Here is a 13,383-nt window from a genome sequence, read left to right on the forward strand (position 1 = left end):
GCCGGCCTCTTCGCGGGTGAACCCGCTCCCACAGGGACGGCGTCGCACTCGAGATCTCGCAACGCCCGTGGGAGTAAGCAGGGCCGGCCTCTTCGCGGGTGAACCCGCTCCCACAGGGACGGCGTCGTACTTGAGATCACGCAACGCCTGTGGGAGCGGGTTCACCCGCGAAGAGGCCGGTACAGGTTGATCACTGCGGCTGGTTCTGGCTGAGGAATTTGTCCACCTCTGCCTTGCCTTCCCCCGGTTCCCCCGCCACCTGCCACAGCCGCCGCTCGATCCCCTGGGCCAGCAGGTGCCCCACCGCTGCCTCGATCGCCGACAACACGCACAGCTGCGCCGGTTCGTTGGTGGTGTAGCCAACCTCGGCTTCCAGCAACTTCTTGAACTCGATGAACTTGAACACCCCGGCATTACGGCCGATCGAGTAGATGGTCTTGCTGGTCATCACGTTGGCCAGCACCTGCCCGGTACGCACGTCCACCGCACGCAGGTTGACCGTGACCTGGTCGACCCGGTACTCGCGGGAGATGTCGACGCCCAGGTAACGGGCGCCCTCGCCGCCACTGCGCACGTTGGTGTCGTAGGCGATGATGCCGCCTTCGAGCATCAGGTTGGCGGCCTGCAGCGGTGGCAGTTCGCTCATGATGTTTTCCGGCACGTCGGGCTTTTTCTGCGAAGCACGGATGATCTTGCGTTCGGTCAGCAGGTTCTGCAGGCCTTCACGCTCCAGCACCACGAACCAGCCGCTGGCATTCAGCGCATCCATCAGCATGCTCGCCGCCCCCTGGGTGACGCTGGTGGAGAACGAGCTGGCCGGGGTCGGCTTGTATTGCCCGGTCTGGTCGCGGAAGCCATACACCACGGCCATCAGGCGGCCCTTGGGGCGCGGCATGTTGATCAGGTCGTAGTAGGTCGAGGCCCGCGGCGTCAGGGTCGGGGTTTCGCTGTCCTGCTCGGCCGGCATCGGCTCGCGCAGGCCACAACCTTGCAGGCCGGCAAGTGTGGCGACAATCACTAGAGTGCTCAGCAGACGTTTCATGGTGCTCTCTCCCCAGCTAAACGACCCGTCCCGCTCAGGGGTTCAGGCCACTGACCTCAATGAGCGACGTTTCCCCTGTGGCGCGGTCGGTGACCTTGATGCTCAGCGCACCGGAGTCATCGATCACATCGATCAGGAACGCGTCGGTGGCCATGCTGCCGGTCTTGCCGTTGCTGATGTTGTCCATCAGCTGCGACAGCATCCGCGACTCCAGCTGGTTGCTGAAGCGCTCCAGGGCCGAGGTCCCGTTGATGGCGGACGCGCGATCCTTCAGGTCCGGGTCGTCATGGTCGTTCTGCGCCTGGGCGTTGTTGAGCAGCCAGGTGCCGTTCAACGGGTTGCCGCCGAACGCCGGGTTGACCGGGGTGTACACCAGTTCGGTGGCGTGGACGGCGCAGGCGCCGAACAGCAGGCCAGCCGCAAGGCAACGGGGTATGCACGTGTTCATAGCTCATCCCTATCCAGATCAGTGGTGTCCTGCAGCAGCCGTTGCAGCTTGCGCTGGATGACTTCCTGCTTGACCAGGTCGGCGGCCGCGACGGCCTCTTCTTTTAATTGCGTGACGTTCGGTGGCAGAAAGCGCCGGTACAGCACGTCACGGTCGAACTCCACGGTCACCAGGCTGCCCCAACGGGCATCCGGGCGCTCGCGTACCACCAAGTTGAAATCCAGCCGGCTGGTGGCGCGCAGGCGGTCGGCGAAGTAGTAGTAAAAGTCGTGGCCGATGTGCGAGATGGTGTTGTCGACGATGAAACCCTTCATCTCGTCCTCGGCGTCGGCCATGGCTGCGCCCGGCGACCCGGCTGCCAACAGCAGGCTCAGGCACAGGGCGTGCAGGCATTTCATGGCGTGTCTCCCGGGCCGGCATGGGTACGGGCGCCGCCGGCGCTTTCGTTGAAAGCCTGCTCGGCAACGAACTGCCAGTCGCTGTAATGCTCCAGGCCTTCGAAACCGGAAAACTGCATGTCGAAGCCACTGCGCTTGAACGGTGTGGCGTCGGAGCGGCTGTGCACCCCGGTGATACGGCCATCGATGGCGCGCAGCAGGCCCCAGTCGTCACTGTTGGTGATCGGGTCCGGGTACAGCCGGCGGATGTGCCGCTTGGCCTCCGGGAAGCGGTTGTCTTCGAGCAGGTCGGCCAGCTCCTTGGGGTACTGGGCCAGGCCTGGCGAGGCGCGATAGTAGCTGCGCAGGGCCTGGGCATACTGGCCACCGACCCACAGCAGTTCGCGTTCATGCTCGCGCTGGGCAACGCTTGACCACACCGTGCCGGTAGCGGCCAGGGCCACGCTGCTGATCGCGATCAGCAGCAGCACGCCCAGGTAGGTGAAGCCGGCGCTGGCCTTACCATTCGGCGAACAGGCTGCCATCACGCGCCCTCCCTGTGGCACCGCTCTTGATATCGGCGACGCCGCCGGCCACGCCTTCGGGCGGTGGCACCAGCTGCCAGGCGTCGCTGCGCTCGGTGATCGGGTCGATCGGGGTATTGCGCAGGTAACGCTGCTCGACCAGTTGCTCCAGTGAATCCGGGTAATGGCCGGTGTCGCCGTAGTAATGGTCCAGGGCTTCGCGCAGCACCGCCAGGCTCTGGCGCAGGGTGGCCTCGCGGGAGCTGTCCAGGCTGTTGAAGTAGCGCGGCATGGCGATGGTCATCAGCGTGGCGATGATCGCCATCACCACCAGCAATTCGATCAGGGTGAAGCCTTTGCTGCGCTTCATGGCTGTCACCATTGCCCGTAAGGGATGTTGTTGAGGCCTTTGCCGCGGGCCTTGGAATACACGTCGAAGACGTCCTCGCCTTCACGCGGGTTGTCCGGGCTGCTGGCGTACGCACGCAGGCCCCAACCGCCTTCGTCCTCGTTCCTGGCCGCCACCAGCGGGTCGTGGGGAATACGCCGCAGGAAGTAGAACTTGGCGCCCTTGGCACTGCGCACATCGCGCACGCCGTCGACCAGCACCTGCAGGTTCGGCGGGTAGCCGCTGGCATCCAGGCGCTTCTCGATGTAGCCGGCGTCAAAGGCGCGCTTGTAGGCGTCGATGGCGTCGCGGATCTGGTACAGCGCCTCGCGCAGCTGCTGCTCCTTGCCACGGCGCACCACCGTCTCGGTCAACGGTGCAGCCATGCTCGCGAGCATCCCTAGCAGGGCCAGGGTCAGCACCACTTCGATCAGGCTGAATCCCTGCTGGCGGCGTTTCATGGCCGTGGGCTCACAGTGACGGTGGCTGGGGCAGTGGCCACTTGGCTCTGGATCGCCGGGGCGCTGTCCTGGCTATCGCTCGGCACGTCGCCTGGCACATCACGCACGGGCAGCGGCGCCGCCTGGCGCACCTGCATGCTCGACTCGGTGCCGGTGCCGAACTCCATGTCCGAAGGGCTCTGGTACGGCAGGTTACGCACGATCCGTGGGGTGATCGCCAGCACCAGCTCGGACTTGCTCATGTCGTCCTTGTTGCTGCCGAACAGCCGCCCCAGGCCAGGGATGTCGCCAAGGCCGGGGATCTTGTTGCCGGCGGCGTTGTGGTCGTTGCGCACCAGGCCGGCCAGCACCTGGGTTTCGCCGTCGTGCAGGCGCAGGCTGGTCTGCGCGTTGCGGGTATCGACCTGGACCGGGATGGTGCCCTGGCGGGTGGCCTCCAGGGGGGTGGCGTTACTCACTTCCAGGGCAATCTTGATCGCCACTTCGTTGTTCAGGTGCACCGTTGGCTGTACTTCGAGCTTGAGGCCGACGTCCAGGTAGGTCACGCTTTCGGTGATCACCGGGCCTTGAGTGGACGGGACCGAAGTGGCACTGATGATCGGTACCCGCTGGCCGATGTGGATACGCGCCTGCTCGCGGTTGCTGACGCGGATCACCGGGCTGGCCAAGGTGTTGATGTCCTTGTCCTGGGCATTGATCTTGGCCTGCGGTGCCGGCGAGATGCTGATACGGCTGGAGTTGATGCCGCGCAGCTGGTCGAGCACGCTGACCGGGTTGCCGTCGTCGGTCAGCACACCGAAGGTGTTGGGCCATTGCAGGCCAAGGTCGAGGATGCGCGAGGTGGCGACTTCCATCACCTCCACTTCCAGCACCACTTCGGGGTTGGACTGGTCCTGCGACTGCAGCAGCTTCTCGGCCATGCGCACGGCGTCGGGGGTGTCACGCATGGTCAGGGTGTTGAGGCGTTCGTCGACGAACACGTCACGGGTCTTGAGCATGGTCTTGACCATGTTCAGCGCGGTATTGGCGTCGATGCTGGTCAGGTAGAAGGTGCGCATGACCAGTTCCTGGTAGTCCTTGGTCTTCTGCGGTGAATCGGGGTAGATCAGCAAGGTGTTGTCGTTGACGATCTTCTGCCGCAACTGGTTCTGCTCCAGCAGCAGCGCCACGGCATCCTCGATGCGCACGTCACGCACGAAGATGGTGGCCTTCATGTCCGGGCGCAGGTCCTTGTCGAAGATGAAGTTGATGCCGGCGACCTGCGACAGCACCTCGAAGATGGTCTTCAGGCCGGCGTCGCGAAACTCCAGGGTGACCGGGCGCTCCAGCTTGCTGCGCAGCTGCGGGTAAGGCGTTGCAGTGCGGGCCTGGACGTTCTCGATGTCGGTGCGCAGGGCCACGCCCTTCTGGTTCTGTGGGTCCAGGCGCAGCACTTCGCGCATGTAGCGCTCGGCGCCGAACAGGTCGCCCTGGCGCAGCGCAGCCTGGCCCAGCGCGACACGCTCGTCGAGGGTGCGGATCAGCTCCAGATGGCGGATGCCTTCCTGGGCACGGCGGTTGTTCGGCTCGAGGGTCAGCACCCGGCTGTAGCCGGTGCGGGCGCTGCTGAAGTCGTGGCGGATGCGGTCGGCATCCGCCTGGCTGATCAGCGCTTCCACCGCTGCCTGGCGGCCGTGGGCCAGGGCGATGTTCAGCTCCGTGTCGCGCGGGTTCTCGCTCAGGGCCTCTTCCAGGCGGGCGATGCCGGCCTCGTACTGGCCCTCCTTCATCAGCTCGGCGCTGTCCTTGCGCACCCCGCTGGAGCCGCAGCCGGCAATGGCCACGCACAGCGCCAGGAGCATGAACGGAGCAGGCTTGCACAGTTTCGACGACTTCATGGTGCGCTCCCTACAGACAAGGTCTGTGACTGATGCAAAGGCAGATAAACCAGGTCCAGCTCATTGGCCGAGACTCTGTCGAGGCGATAGGTACTGTCGATCACGTCGCCCTTGCGCACGACGTAGAGCTTTTCGCCGCTCTGCAGGAAGATCTGCAGGTCGTCGCGGTCGCCCATGCGGCCGACGAACTGGAACGGCAGCGCCGGGGCGGTTGGGGTTGCGGCTACCACGGGCGCGGCGGCTACGGGTTGCTCGGTGACGGTGGCCAAGGTTTGTGGTTTGGTCCATTGCTGGGGTGGGAACAGATCTCTGGAGGCCTGTTCCGGCCCTTTCGCCGGCTCACCCGCTCCCACAGGTTGCGCATGCGACGCCGACCCTGTGGGAGCGGGCTTGCCCGCGAAGGGTGCGACGCTGTCTTCCTGGTTGAACCAGTGCCCCGGCGCCCATGCCAGCGCTGCCGACACGCCCAGGAACCCGACCCATATCACTGCGCGTTGTGTATTCATCACGACCTCGACAGGTAGAGGGTCAGGCGCACCCGGCCGGTGAGTTCGGTATCGCCGATGGTCTTGCGTTGCAGTTCGAGGTCTTCGAGCACCAGGGTCGGCAGCTGGCCGATCAGCCCGCGCAGGAAGCCGCGGATCTGCGGATAGCTGCCACGTACTGGCAGGATGATCTGGTAGCGCGACAGCTGGGTCTTGGGATCGACCCCCAGGGCGTATTCGCCACGCGCCAGGCTGATGTGCTCGGCACTGGCCAGGTGGTACAGGCGCTCGATCAGCTCGCTCGCTTCAGGCTGCCCGGGCAGCTGCTGGCGCAGGCTGTCCAGCGCCTGTTGCTCGGGCTTGACGGCAATCTTCAGCTCGCCGCGCTTGACCCGTTCGACCTGCACGCTGGCATCCGCTTCGCTGGCACGCAGTTCGCGCACGGCCTGCCACTCGGGGGCTATGCCAAGCATGGCGACACCGACGGCGAGCACGGCGACCGCGGCGGCGCCCAGGCCGACCGGTCCGATGCGGCGCAGTTGCTCATGAATGATCAGACTAGGGACGCGCATGGCCAATCTCCCAGGTCGCAGTAAGGTTGAAGCGCACCGGGTGCTCGGGTTGCCCGGCCAGCACTTCGTGGTTGAGCAGCGAGACATCGCTGAGCGCGTCGCTTTGCTCCAGGCGTTGGTGGTACTGCAGCATCGCTTCCAGGTTGCGGGCCTCGGCCGTGATGCGCACCTGGCCCTTGCGCGCGTCCGGGGTCAGGGTCAGCAGTGCCACGTCGTCCTGTGGCTGCGCTTCGAGCATGGCGAACAGCTGTTGCCAGGGCCGTTGCAGTTGCTGCGAGACGCTGCGCATCTGCGCCAGGCGTTCGGCCTGTTCGCGGCTGGCGGCGCTGTTCTGCGGGGCGACCGGGGCCGGGCGGCGGCCCAGTTGCAGTTCCAGGCTGTGCAGCTGGGTTTCCAGGTCTGCCTGCTCGGCCTGCAGCTGCTGGTGCACCAGCACCAGCCCGGCGACTGCGACTGCGCCCAGGGCCAGCAGCGACCAGGCCAACGGGCCGCTGCGACGGGGCTGAAATTCCAGGTCGAGGCGGCGCATGTCAGGCCACCGCCCGCCACATGGCGCACAGCGGGTCGCTGTCGCCAGCCGGCTGGCACAACTGCACGGCCGCCAGTTGCGGTACGTCGCCGCGCCCTGCGGCATGCAGGTACACCCGTGGCAGTCGCTCGCCGTACAGCTCACAGGTGCGTTCGATCAGTGCCCGCAGGGCCTGGTCGCTGTCAGCGCAGCCTTGGGTCAGCACCTGTTGCCAGGCACCGCCAGCGGCCAGCAGCAGCACGCTGCGGCGGGGTTCGGCGAGCACGAACAGGAAGTCGCCCTGCTCCAGCTGCGCTGAGCAGCGGTTGTAGGCAGCCATCAGGTAGGGCTGCACCGAGCGCAGGCTCAAGCGGCTGTCCCGCCCCAGGCTCTGCAGCCCCAGCAGCAGGGCTTCTGGCAGCGCGGTGGCGATACGTGCGGCCCCGGCGGGCTCCGGCGAAAGGACGATGCGCCAGTCACCGAGCGACTGGCCGTAGAGCTGCTCGAAGCAGGCCCGGGCGTAGGCATCCAGCTCGCGAGGCTGGCCGATGGCATCGCTCCACGGCACCAGACAGAAGCGGCTGTAACGGGCCGACAGCAGCACGCGCAACGGGGCGCTCTTGACGGCGTGTTCGGCCAGCAGTGCAGCCAAGGCTTGCAAGGCCGCTTCCCAGGCCGGTTGCGCGGCATCGCAGGTGAATGCGCGGCTGCCAAGCCACTGCATTTGATTGCCGCACGAGCGACCCAGGCCGACCCCGTCAGCGCCAAGCACGGCGCTGTACTTGCAAGAGCCACGATCAGATGAATGTGACACGGTTGATCTCCTCGAGTGTGGTGCGGCCATCACGGACCAGGTCCAGGGCCGAGGCACGCAGCAGGCGCAGGCCGCGTTGGCAGGCCAGTTGCTTGATCTGCGACAGGGGGCGGCGTTCGACGATCATCTGCCGCAGGTCGTCGTCCAGGTGCAGCAGTTCGGCAATCGCGCTGCGGCCGCGGTAGCCGCTGCCACGGCACTGGCCGCAGCCCTGGGCGCGAACGAATGTCCAGCCGCTGACCGCTTCGCGGGTCAGGCCCGAGGCGGCCAGGGCCTGGTCATCGACCTCGCACGGCGTGCAGCAGTGCGGGCAGGCCAGGCGGATCAGGCGCTGGGCCAGCACCGCGTTGAGGGCGGAGACGAAGCTGTAGGGGTCGACCTGCATCTGGCTGAAGCGGCCGATCACATCGAAGACGTTGTTGGCGTGGATGGTGGTGAACACCAGGTGGCCGGTCAGCGCCGACTGCACGGCGATCTGTGCGGTGTCCGGGTCGCGGATCTCTCCGACCAGGATCTTGTCCGGGTCATGGCGCAGGATCGAGCGCAGGCCACGGGCGAAGGTCAGGCCCTTCTTCTCGTTGACCGGAATCTGCAGCACGCCGGGCAGCTGGTACTCGACCGGGTCTTCGATGGTGATGATCTTGTCGACGCCATGGTTGATCTCGCTGAGCATGGCGTACAGGGTGGTGGTCTTGCCGCTGCCGGTGGGGCCGGTGACCAGGATCATGCCGTAGGGCTCGCAGGCCAGCCGGCGCAGGGCGCACAGGGTTTGCTCGGCAAAACCGAGGGCCTGTAGCTGCACGCCGCTGACGCGGTCGGACAGGTCCTGCTTGTCGAGCACCCGCAGCACCGCATCCTCACCGAAGATGCTCGGCATGATCGACACCCGGAAATCGATCTGCCGCTCGCCGATGGCGACCTTGAAGCGGCCATCCTGGGGCACGCGTTTTTCACCGATGTCCAGCTCGGCCATGACCTTGATGCGCGAGATCACCTGATCGGCGAAGGCGCTGCCACTGGCCTTGCCAGCGCCATTGAGCACGCCGTCGATGCGGTACTTGATGACCAGGCCTTGGCCAGTCATCCCCAGGTGGATGTCGCTGGCGTGCTGTTTGAGCGCGTCGTACAGGGTGGAATTGACCAGCTTCACCACCTTGCTCTGGTCTTCGCTGATGCTGGTCAGCGACAGGCGTTGCAGCGGGTCGCTTTCACCGCTGGTTTCCGAGTCATGATCAAGGGCATCGACGGCATGGAAGCTTTCTTCGTGGCGGGCCAGGAAGGTGGCCAGGTCGGCAGCGTGGGCCAGGTACAGCGGCGCGCCTTGCAGGTTGTCGTCGATCCAGGCCAGGCGGGCGTGGTCGAAGGGGTCGGCGAACACGCCGATCAGTTGGCCGTCCTGCTCGATCATCACGAACTCGTGCTTCAGGCACTGGGCCAGGCTGACCGTGTCGAAGCGCGCAGTGCTGGCCAGCAGTAGCTGGGTGGCCAGCACCGGGTAATGCAGGGTCAGGCCAAGGCGCTGGATGAAGCGGTCGGGGGTGTCGTTGGCCAGGCGCTCCAGGCAGTTGAGCAGACGCTCGTCGCCCGCTTGCAGGCGGGCCTGGGCCAGGAGGTCGCGGGGATAGGCGCTGTACTTGCCTGCACCTGTTTCGAATACGTCTGCCATGGCCTGCGACTCCGCTCAGGGGCGCGTCGCGGGCTGGCTTGGCCAGGGCAGCGGGCGCCGCTATTCCCCGGTGAGCAGTTGTTCGTCGTCAGGTCCTGGGGGCTTGGCGCCATTACGGCGGCGATCGGCCAACACCCAGCTACCATCGTACAACTGCAAGGGGAACGACTCGTTCCTGTTCTGGCGTCGTTCGACAAACCCTTCGGCTGGATCGTCAGTGGCCCTGCGCCGGCGCTCGATGCCCGTCAGGTCGAAGATCGCGCGGGCCAGTTCGGCCAACGGGAACGGCTTGAACAGGACATGACTCACGCCAAGTTCGGCAGCTCGCTCACGGACTTCGGCAGTCGGGTGGGCGGTGATCAGCACGAAATGGCACTGCCTGTTCTTGCGCACGGTCTCCAGGAGTTGGAACCCCACCATGTCGGGCAAGCGGTAATCCAGCACAATCACGTCCGGTGCCAGGCTTTGAGCCTGCTCGATACCACTGGCACCGTCGTGGGCGACGTGAACTTCCAGGCCTTGCGCCTGCAGGTACGCTTGCAGGTTTTGCGCAAGGGTCTGTTCGTCATCGACTACCAATACTCTGTTCACCAAGGTCGACTCCCAAATACTGCCCGGTTACCCGGGTTGCGAAGTGCGGCCTCGACAAGGCTAGAGCAGGCTTCGTGCCAGGCATGAATTGTCATCTCGCACCACTGTAAGTCTTTGATCCCGCTAGGTTGCAGCAAACACCACGACACAGGCGCAGGCCTTGTTCCCCACATACGGGGAAACTGATGGCACTTTGCCAAAGTGCTATTCCCCAGCTTTGGGGAAACCCATTCAAGGGCGTCAGTCGGCGATCTCCACTGTAGCGGATTGGCGCAAACGTTGGCGCACGGATTGGCGCGCCTGCGCCTGCAACTGGCCGATGAGCGCAGCCTTGGCCCGTTGCAGGGCCGGTTCGGGTATGACCGATGGACTAACACTTTGGTTCTGCGCTCCTTGCAGGGTTTGCCGGTTGGCCTGGTAGAACGCCGCGACTTCGGCCTGGCTGGGTTCGTCAACCGCGCTGAGCTGAGCATACACCCGCTGCGCGGCCATCTCGCGGCGCATGTAATCAGCGTACTCTGCACGATCGAATCCTGCATCTGCCAGGCGCCTTGCGAACAGTGCCGGGCTGGCGAAGGCTGCTTCGATTTCGCTGACTTGCGCTGATACCTGCTCATCACTGATGTGAATACCCTGGCGCTGGGCTTCCTGCCAGAGCAATTCCTTGTCGATCAGTTCATCCAGTGCTTGCTCGCGCAGGCGCTTGTACAGCGTCGGATTGCGAATGCTGGCCACTGCCCTGCCCTGTGCCTGCAGATATTCGGAAAAATAGCGCTCAAGGCGCAGCAGGTCGATAGTCACGCCGTTGACCCGCGCAGCGGGCACGTCGGCCCAGCTCGCCTTGGCGGCCACCAGCAGCAGGCACAGCAACAGGAATCGCATGAGCACCTCCGTTCAAGGGCTGTCCGGCAACGGCCGGTACGCGGCGACGGCGCTGAAGCGCGGCCCAGGCAGCGCCACCGCGACGACATGGGCGCCAGCCATACCCTGGCGCCTGCCGGGGCCGAAGCCCAGCGCCGGGGTCAGGCCGGTATCGATATCGTGCAGGCGCTCCAGGGCGCCCACCAGCCGTTCGCGGCTGGCCTCGCGCCCCACCTGCTTCAGGGCTTCCGACAGCAGTTTGAGGGCACACAGGGCGTTGACCTGCAGCGACACCTGGCGCGGGTCGAGGCCCTGGCGCTGTTGCAGGCCAGCCAGGGTCGCCATGCCCTGCTCGCTCCAGTCATCGGGCAAGAACGGATAAGCCAGGAACAGCCGTTGCGACCATCGCGCTGGCACGCTGGCCACCGCTGCGGCCACCTGGCTGGAGGCGGCGAGCAGGTATGGCGCACGCCCTTCGGCGTGCAGCGCCTGGGCTAGCGCGGCGAAGGCCTGGGCACGGCCGACGAAGACGATGCCCTGGCCATCGACGGCCTGGCCGTCGAAGGCCAGGATCGGTGCGGGCGTCCAGCCTTGCTGGAGCAGGCGTTGGCGCACCTGCTCGGCCAATGCCGCCTGATCGTTGCCGGCATACACCACGCGCAAGCCATCTGGCGGCAAGCCGAGGGCGCCCTTGGCATGGGCTGCCAGGCTCAGCAACTGGCTGGCGACACCCGGCAGCGGGTCGAAAATCAGGGGGCTGCCGCCGCTGCGTGGCGTGCTGCCGATCAGCGGCACGCCCCGTTGTTCGAGCAGTGTCGGCAGTTGCTGATCGAGCATGGGCACCAGCGGGGTGATCAAGGTGAACACCTGCTCCTGGTCCAGCAGGCGCTGCAAGGCGTGCTCGGCACTGGCCGGGTCGGTGCCGGTATCGGCGACCACCAGCTCCAGGTGTCGGCCATGAATGCCGCCCTGCTGGTTGATCTGAGCCAGGCCATCCTCCAGCACGGCACGCACCACATGCCCGGCTTCAGCCAGTGGGCCATGGGCCGGGAGCAAGGTGCCCAGGCGCAGCACGCCTGCTTCCACCCCGGGGTCACGTTCATCGCCCAGGCGTTTGAGGTAAGCCGTGAGGTTGCGCTGGTCAGCCAGGGTCAATTCGAAGCGCGGCATGGCGGTGTCCAGTCGCTGCCCCGCGGGGTCGACGCCGTGCTGGATCGCGCGGGCCAGCGTGCCGTCGCGGTAGGCCGGGTAGCGGCGACCGTTGCTTTGTCGCTCGCCCTGCCCGAGCGCCAGGCGTTGCCAGTCGAGGCTGGGTGGATGTACCCCGCCTTCGGCGCGCCCACGCCCGTCAAGCCCGTGGCAGCTGGCGCAGGGCAGCACGCTGGCGGGTACGCTCATGTCGCTGGCGCCGACCCGAGCCATCAGCTGTGCGTCGCTGCTCGAGACCCCGTACCGGTACAAGCGTTTGCCGGCTTGTTCAGTCGGCGTAAGGTCGAGTGCCTGGGTTGCACCGCAAGGCGCAAGGAAAACACTGAGTGCCAACAGCAATGAACAGGTTATGCGAAACCCTGTGGGAGCGGCCTTGCGTCGCGAAAGGGGCGCGCAGCGGCCCCCGTTTTCAGCGTCAACGCAGCAATCCCCGGGGCTGCTGCGCAGCCCTTTCGCGACGCAAGGCCGCTCCCACAAAAACCGAGCCATGGCTGCTATCGCCCAGCCAGCGGTTGCGCCAGCAGCTGCATGCGCTGGGCAATGGCGGCCGCTGGTGCATCCGGGCGGATCTTGCTCCAGCGCTTGCCGGCCACGTCACCGGCAATCAGCTGGGTCGAATGCTGCTCGGGGCTGGGCAGGAACTGGCCGATGCGCCCCAGCACCAGGTCGATAGCGGCCTGGTCGCCGGTGAGGAACAGCCAGTTGGCGCTGTCTGCACCTTGCTTCTCGGCGAAGGCCTTGAGCGCTGTCGGGGTGTCGTTGAGCGGGTCACTGCTGATCGACACGAAGGTCATCTGGCTGGCCAGCGCTGGCCCCATGGCGTCGCGCACCTCACGCAGCTTGCGGGTGATCAGCGGGCAGGCGTCGGTGCAGCGGGTGAAGATCACGTTGAGCATCACCACCTTGTCTTTGAGCACATCGCTGTAGAAGCGCAGTTCGCGGCCGTTCTGGTCCTTGAGCACGGTGTCGGTGAACCAGGCCTGCGCATCGCGGGTGCCTCCACCGCTGGTCATGGCCGGCGGTGCCGATTGCGGGCTGGGCCCCTGTGGCCCATGGCCCTCATGGGCAAACGCTACCGCGCTGAGGATCCACAGCACGGCCACCAGGGCCAGCCAGTCAGTGCTGCGCATCGTGGTGTGGCGGGTTGTGCTGCTCATGGCTGCACCTCACTGCGTTCGGCGATGGCGGTGCTCTTGGCGTGGACGCGGCGAGCACTCAGGCGGTTGATTTCCTCGACCAGCACGGCCGGGTCGGTGAAGCCGTAGTAGCGTGTCCAGTGGCCCGTGCGGCCGTCACCCACCAGAATCAGCGGCGGATGCTGGCTGAGGTCGGCACTGAAGCTGCCGAGGCCCTTGAGGGTTTCGGTGACTGCATACTGCGAGCCGGTCAGCCAGCTCCAGCCCGGGCCATGCTGGAAGGCTTTGGCGTAGCTCTGCAGGCGCTTGGCGTCGTCACGTTGCGGGTCGACGCTGATCGACACCAGCTGGATCTCCTCGCCCACCCGCCCCCCCAGCTGTTGCTGCCCCTTGCCCATTATCGACTACACCACCGGGCACACCG

At 66.0% G+C, this 13,383-nt stretch carries 16 protein-coding genes and 1 pseudogene; all 17 read right to left on the reverse strand.

Going from position 1 to position 13,383, the window contains the following annotated elements; translation table 11 throughout:
• Nucleotides 1-190: 190 nt before the first annotated feature.
• Entirely contained in the window at nucleotides 191-1,042 is an 852-nt protein-coding gene (locus L6D64_RS27615; RefSeq protein ID WP_236192642.1) for a CsgG/HfaB family protein, read from the reverse strand.
• Between the two features lie 34 nt (nucleotides 1,043-1,076).
• Nucleotides 1,077-1,490: a curli assembly protein CsgF gene (locus L6D64_RS27620; RefSeq protein WP_176510368.1), complete on the reverse strand. Its 414-nt coding sequence runs from the start codon at nucleotides 1,488-1,490 to the stop codon at nucleotides 1,077-1,079.
• Complete coding sequence (gene csgE / locus L6D64_RS27625) at nucleotides 1,487-1,888, reverse strand: curli production assembly/transport protein CsgE (RefSeq protein WP_176510367.1); 402 nt, start codon at nucleotides 1,886-1,888, stop codon at nucleotides 1,487-1,489. The genes L6D64_RS27620 and csgE overlap by 4 nt, the downstream gene beginning before the upstream one ends.
• Nucleotides 1,885-2,412, reverse strand: a complete 528-nt coding sequence (locus tag L6D64_RS27630; RefSeq protein ID WP_186602971.1) for a type II secretion system protein — start codon at nucleotides 2,410-2,412, stop codon at nucleotides 1,885-1,887. Before L6D64_RS27630 ends, csgE begins: the two co-directional genes overlap by 4 nt.
• Nucleotides 2,387-2,761, reverse strand: a complete 375-nt coding sequence (locus tag L6D64_RS27635; RefSeq protein WP_176510365.1) for a type II secretion system protein — start codon at nucleotides 2,759-2,761, stop codon at nucleotides 2,387-2,389. Before L6D64_RS27635 ends, L6D64_RS27630 begins: the two co-directional genes overlap by 26 nt.
• Nucleotides 2,762-2,766: 5 nt before the next feature.
• Nucleotides 2,767-3,240, reverse strand: a complete 474-nt coding sequence (locus L6D64_RS27640) for a type II secretion system protein (RefSeq protein ID WP_176510364.1) — start codon at nucleotides 3,238-3,240, stop codon at nucleotides 2,767-2,769.
• A complete protein-coding gene (locus tag L6D64_RS27645) occupies nucleotides 3,237-5,117 on the reverse strand; it encodes a secretin N-terminal domain-containing protein (RefSeq protein ID WP_236192643.1) in 1,881 nt (626 codons plus the stop codon). Before L6D64_RS27645 ends, L6D64_RS27640 begins: the two co-directional genes overlap by 4 nt.
• On the reverse strand, nucleotides 5,114-5,623 hold the full coding sequence (locus tag L6D64_RS27650) for a hypothetical protein (protein ID WP_236192644.1): 510 nt from the start codon (nucleotides 5,621-5,623) through the stop codon (nucleotides 5,114-5,116). The genes L6D64_RS27645 and L6D64_RS27650 overlap by 4 nt, the downstream gene beginning before the upstream one ends.
• Nucleotides 5,623-6,174 carry a type 4a pilus biogenesis protein PilO gene (gene pilO / locus L6D64_RS27655; protein WP_236192645.1) on the reverse strand — a complete coding sequence of 184 codons (552 nt, stop codon included), beginning with the start codon at nucleotides 6,172-6,174 and terminating at the stop codon, nucleotides 5,623-5,625. Before pilO ends, L6D64_RS27650 begins: the two co-directional genes overlap by 1 nt.
• Nucleotides 6,161-6,703, reverse strand: coding sequence for a PilN domain-containing protein (locus tag L6D64_RS27660; RefSeq protein WP_186602967.1), 543 nt, complete (start codon nucleotides 6,701-6,703; stop codon nucleotides 6,161-6,163). The genes pilO and L6D64_RS27660 overlap by 14 nt, the downstream gene beginning before the upstream one ends.
• A gap of 1 nt (nucleotide 6,704) precedes the next feature.
• On the reverse strand, nucleotides 6,705-7,496 hold the full coding sequence (locus L6D64_RS27665) for a hypothetical protein (protein ID WP_236192646.1): 792 nt from the start codon (nucleotides 7,494-7,496) through the stop codon (nucleotides 6,705-6,707).
• Entirely contained in the window at nucleotides 7,480-9,162 is a 1,683-nt protein-coding gene (locus L6D64_RS27670; protein ID WP_236192647.1) for a GspE/PulE family protein, read from the reverse strand. The genes L6D64_RS27665 and L6D64_RS27670 overlap by 17 nt, the downstream gene beginning before the upstream one ends.
• A gap of 60 nt (nucleotides 9,163-9,222) precedes the next feature.
• Complete coding sequence (locus L6D64_RS27675; protein ID WP_176510395.1) at nucleotides 9,223-9,756, reverse strand: response regulator; 534 nt, start codon at nucleotides 9,754-9,756, stop codon at nucleotides 9,223-9,225.
• Nucleotides 9,757-9,993: 237 nt separating this feature from the next.
• The gene (locus tag L6D64_RS27680; protein ID WP_236192648.1) at nucleotides 9,994-10,635 is read right to left on the reverse strand and encodes a SurA N-terminal domain-containing protein; all 642 of its coding nucleotides are present in this window, start codon (nucleotides 10,633-10,635) and stop codon (nucleotides 9,994-9,996) included.
• A 12-nt stretch (nucleotides 10,636-10,647) separates the two neighbouring features.
• A complete protein-coding gene (locus tag L6D64_RS27685) occupies nucleotides 10,648-12,312 on the reverse strand; it encodes a cytochrome c/ABC transporter substrate-binding protein (RefSeq protein WP_236192649.1) in 1,665 nt (554 codons plus the stop codon).
• A 5-nt stretch (nucleotides 12,313-12,317) separates the two neighbouring features.
• Entirely contained in the window at nucleotides 12,318-12,953 is a 636-nt protein-coding gene (locus L6D64_RS27690) for an SCO family protein (RefSeq protein WP_373874263.1), read from the reverse strand.
• 23 nt (nucleotides 12,954-12,976) lie between these two features.
• Nucleotides 12,977-13,383, reverse strand: a pseudogene (locus L6D64_RS27695) (SCO family protein); the annotation flags it as partial.

Origin of the sequence: Pseudomonas urethralis, assembly GCF_021602465.1 — a bacterium.
GTDB classification, from domain to species: Bacteria; Pseudomonadota; Gammaproteobacteria; order Pseudomonadales; family Pseudomonadaceae; genus Aquipseudomonas; species Aquipseudomonas vlassakiae.